The 3,676-nt window shown below is 68.5% G+C and carries 5 protein-coding genes and 1 pseudogene; all 6 read right to left on the reverse strand.

Annotated features, from left to right (window positions below; translation table 11 throughout):
• Positions 1 to 1,217 (reverse strand): aldehyde dehydrogenase family protein (locus AC1RJ9_RS28220; protein WP_492841988.1); only part of this gene is annotated, 1,217 nt, incomplete at its 3' end.
• Between the two features lie 154 nt (positions 1,218 to 1,371).
• The gene (locus AC1RJ9_RS28225; RefSeq protein WP_062100022.1) at positions 1,372 to 1,731 is read right to left on the reverse strand and encodes a DcrB/PsbP domain-containing protein; all 360 of its coding nucleotides are present in this window, start codon (positions 1,729 to 1,731) and stop codon (positions 1,372 to 1,374) included.
• Positions 1,732 to 1,850: 119 nt separating this feature from the next.
• On the reverse strand, positions 1,851 to 2,297 hold the full coding sequence (locus AC1RJ9_RS28230; RefSeq protein WP_062100023.1) for a four-helix bundle copper-binding protein: 447 nt from the start codon (positions 2,295 to 2,297) through the stop codon (positions 1,851 to 1,853).
• A gap of 30 nt (positions 2,298 to 2,327) precedes the next feature.
• A complete protein-coding gene (locus tag AC1RJ9_RS28235) occupies positions 2,328 to 2,729 on the reverse strand; it encodes a DUF1622 domain-containing protein (protein ID WP_062100024.1) in 402 nt (133 codons plus the stop codon).
• The gene (locus AC1RJ9_RS28240; RefSeq protein ID WP_231732075.1) at positions 2,716 to 3,429 is read right to left on the reverse strand and encodes a cytochrome C; all 714 of its coding nucleotides are present in this window, start codon (positions 3,427 to 3,429) and stop codon (positions 2,716 to 2,718) included. The genes AC1RJ9_RS28235 and AC1RJ9_RS28240 overlap by 14 nt, the downstream gene beginning before the upstream one ends.
• A pseudogene (locus tag AC1RJ9_RS28245) lies at positions 3,429 to 3,676 on the reverse strand (hypothetical protein); the annotation flags it as partial. The pseudogene AC1RJ9_RS28245 and the gene AC1RJ9_RS28240, both read right to left, overlap by 1 nt.

A 3,676-nucleotide genomic window follows, 5' to 3' on the forward strand; every position in this document is an offset into this window, starting at 1 on the left:
GGGCCGAAGATCTCCTCCTGGAAGATCCGCATGCTGTTGTCGCCGACGAAGACGGTCGGCTGCACGAAATAGCCCCCGTCGAGTTCGCCTCCGGGCAGCGCCCGCGCGCCGCCGATCAGGCATTGCGCGCCCTCGTTCTTGCCGATCTCGATATAGCCGAGGATCTTGCGCAGCTGGTCTTCGGACGCCTGGGCGCCCAGCTGGGTCGCGGGGTCGAGCGGGTCGCCCTGACGGATCGCCGCCACGCGGGCCACGGCCCGCTCCATGAACCGGTCGAAGATCGATTCATGGATCAGGGCGCGCGAGGGACAGGTGCAGACCTCGCCCTTGTTGAAGGCGAAGAGCGTGAACCCTTCCAGCGCCTTGTCGAAGAAGGCGTCCTCCTCATCAAGGACGTCGGCCATGAAGATGTTGGGCGACTTGCCCCCGAGCTCCATCGTCTGCGGGATCAGGTGATCGGCCGCGGCGTGCATGATCGCCTTGCCCGTGACCGTCTCGCCGGTGAACGAGACCTTGGCGATCCGCGGGTTGGCGGCGATCGCCTGGCCGACGGTTCGGCCGGGCCCGGTCACGACGTTGAGCACGCCCGGCGGCAGGATGTCGGCGGTGAGTTCGGCGAGCATCATCAGCGTCAGGGGCGTCTGGGACGCTGGCTTGATGACCGTGCAGTTGCCGGCGGCCAGCGCGGGCGCGATCTTCCAGGCCGCCATCAGCAGGGGGAAGTTCCAGGGAATGATCTGGCCGACCACGCCAAGCGGCTCGCGGAAATGGTAGGCGATGGTGTCGGCGTCGATCGTCGAGATCGCGCCTTCCTCGGCCCGGATGCATCCAGCGAAATAGCGGAAGTGATCGACCGCGAGCGGCACGTCGGCGCCGCGCGTCTCGCGGATCGGCTTGCCGTTGTCGAGCGTCTCGGCGAGCGCCAGCAGGTCGAGGTTCTGCTCCAGGCGATCGGCGACCCGGCTCAGCAGCCGGGACCGCTCGGCCGGCGACAACCGCGCCCAGCCGGCCTTGGCGCGATGGGCGGCGTCGAGCGCCAGTTCCACGTCGGCCGGACCCGACAGGGCGAACTCGGCGATCCGGTCGCCATTGATCGGGCTGTGGTCGGCGAAGTACTCGCCCGTGGTCGGGGCCGACCAGGCGCCGCCGATGAAGTTGTCGTAGCGCGCCTTGAACAAGGGCGCGGCGCGCATCGTCTCGATGGCCTTGTGGAACATCGCTTGGCTCCCTGCTGGTGACGACGAGCCTAGTGGCGGGCGCGGCCGAGGATATCCGTAGATGTCACATCGCCTGGCGGCGCCCGGACGTGAAAGAACCTGCCGGGCGTGCTCGCCCGGCAGGTTCTTCGGCGCGTCGCGGCTTGAGCGGGCGTTACATGTCCTTCATGGGCATGGCGGGATCCTTGGCGTCCTTGGGAGCCATGGGTTTGCCTTTCGGGGCCATCGGCTTGTCCATGCAGCAGCCCTTCATGGGCTTCTTGGCGGCGGGATCCTTGGGCGGCGTGGCCGGCATGTTCGCCATCCCCTGTTGATGGTCCTTCATCATCTGGTCGTGCATCTGCTGGCCGCCATGGTCCATGCCCTGCATGTGGGCGTGGTCCGGCGGGGTCTGGGCGGAGGCGGCCGGCGCGGGCTGGGTCTGGGCCTTGGGCGCGGGGCCGTCGGCGAATGCGGCGGTCCCCATGGCCAGAAGGCCGACAGCGCCGGCCACGACTGCGATCTTGCGCATCATTTCTGATCTCCAACTTATGACGTTCGCGTCCGATGGCGTCGTCTGCATCTCGAACGGCGTGACGCCTTGCAATGCCCGCAATTGGCGGCCGCGCGTATACGTAAGGTCCGAAGGCGCGGTCAGCGCGACATCTGTCGGCAGCCCGCGGCGCACACCCTGCACGTCTCGGCGCACTGGGCCATCGGGGCGTCGGCGCGGGGTTTCGAACAGGCCGCCGCGCACAGGTCGCAGGCTTCGGCGCAGGCGCGGCAGAGCACCGGGTGCAGGGCCGAGCCGCGGAGCATGGAGTTGGCGGTCGCCTGGCACAGCTCGGCGCAGTCGGTGAGCATGGCGATCAGGTCGGGGGCGGCGAGCGCGCCGCCTTGACCGAGGGCGTAGGCGGCGGTCTCAAGGCACCGGCGATGGGAAGCCAGGCAGTGATCGATGCAGTCGCTCATCGACATCGCCATGCCGGGCATGGCGTCCATGCCCTTCATGTCGTGGGCCTGGGCGGCCGCCGCGGCGGGCTGGGCGGCGCCGGCCGCCAACAGGGCGGCTCCCGTGAGCAGGTCTCGTCGTTGCAGCATGTCAATCTCCCGGCGGGTGGGCGGGTCTGGTCAGACCCGCGGTGAGGAAGGTTCGCGGCCCGTGGCCCTGGCCATGCGCGTGTCCTCCCAGGGCCAGTGGCCGTTGATCTCGACGCCGAGCGAGATGCTAAGGAAGGTGCGCACGAAGACCAGACCGGCCAGGACGATGAGATCGTCCAAGGTCGGGTTGATGACGAGCGACTTGACGATGTCGCCGGCGACCAGGAATTCGAGGCCAAGAAGGATGCTTCGGCCGAGGGCGGACCGGAACGCGCCATAGGCCTTGGCCCGGTCGCCCGATCGGGCCCGCAGGGCGAACAGGATCGTCGCCAGCGCCGCGCCGCTGAGGATGGTCAGCGTGCCCGCCAGCTCGAGGATGATCACCGCGAGCCTGAAGAAGGCGCTGAGCCAGCCGGACTCAATGGTGATCATACCAGCCTCGGCGGCGGATGTTGTTGAAGCTGTCGGTGGTGTGACAGGCGTAGCATTGTTCGACGCGCGCCTTGGAGCCGGCGGCGCGCTGGGAGACCATGCTGAAGTGCTCCATGAAATGACTGGGCGGCGCGGTGTGGCACTCCGAGCATTGCGTCGAGCTGACCGACGGATGCCGGAAGTTGGGAACCTTCCAACTGCTGGTCGCGTGGCAGCTGGCGCAGTCCTGGCCGAAGAGTCCCAGATGCGGATCGCGGACGGAATGGCAGCTTGCGCAATTGAGCGCGGCTTCGGGCGGCAAGGCGTGCGGATTGGGTGGCGAAACAGCCGGCCCTCGCCACACCGCCGGATCGAGCAACGCCTGATGGTCCATCTTCACGATGGCGCGCGCGCCTTCGTGCTCGACGTGGCAAGCCGTGCACTCCTTGGCCTGGGCATGGAACTGGGTCGACTGTTTGTTTCCGAAATCGGTGCTCGCGTGGCAGGCGACGCAGGTCTTGCTCTCCACGCCCTTGAGAGGCGTGTGGCAACTGGCGCACTGCGCGCCGAAGGCTTGGTGGGCCGGCGACAGGGGGCCTGGCGCGACAAGCTGAGCCACCGGTCCGGCGCCGGGCGGCGCGCTTGTCTGCATCATCGCCGCGACGCCCAGCAGCGCCAGGCCGGCGGCGACAAAGATCCAGTAGAGGAGGCGGTCCCGCATCATAGCCAGCGCAGCCCGAAATAGATGGCCGCGGCGATGTGCAAAAGCAGCACCAGGTAGACCAGCGCCCCCAGGACAGCGTGCAGCCACCGCCAACGCGACAACAGCCGGTTGGTCGCACCCTCCGCGCGGATGGCGAACTCGGTGTCGGCCAAGGCCGCGGCCAGGGCCTCGGCCCCATCGGGCGGCGGCGCCGGCGGTTCGCCGGCGACGAAGAACAGCCGCTTCCAGCGGGAAAGCGCAACGG

The organism is Caulobacter sp. GW822-FHT07D08 (assembly GCF_058798735.1).